Annotated in this window: 1 protein-coding gene; it reads right to left on the bottom strand. The window is 42.1% G+C overall.

Going from position 1 to position 378, the window contains the following annotated elements; all coding sequences use genetic code 11:
* Window positions 1–378, bottom strand: a 378-nt coding sequence (locus tag DF185_RS23730; protein ID WP_207784759.1) for a hypothetical protein, incomplete at both ends; no start/stop codon positions are given.

Below are 378 nucleotides of genomic sequence, written 5' to 3'. Positions count from 1 at the left end.
AGGTGATAGTATTTCCAGCACAGGTTTCCTGATCTGCTCCCAAATCAACCGTTGGATTTGGATGAACCGTTACATTCACATCATCAGTCGATGAACAGCCATTGCCATCGGTTACAACTACGGAATAATTTCCTGATGTTGATACTGTAATGGTTTGTGTCGTTGATCCATTTGACCACAGATAGGTTGATCCTGAATTGCCGGCATCTAAGGTGATAGTATTTCCAGCACAGATTTCCTGATCTGCTCCCAAATCAACCGTTGGATTTGGATGAACCGTTACATTCACATCATCAGTCGATGAACAGCCATTGCCATCGGTTACAACTACGGAATAATTTCCTGATGTTGATACTGTAATGGTTTGTGTCGTTAATC

The sequence above is a fragment of the Marinifilum breve genome (assembly GCF_003202155.1).
GTDB lineage: Bacteria > Bacteroidota > Bacteroidia > Bacteroidales > Marinifilaceae > Marinifilum > Marinifilum breve.
This window is presented reverse-complemented; position numbering and strand designations above follow the sequence as displayed.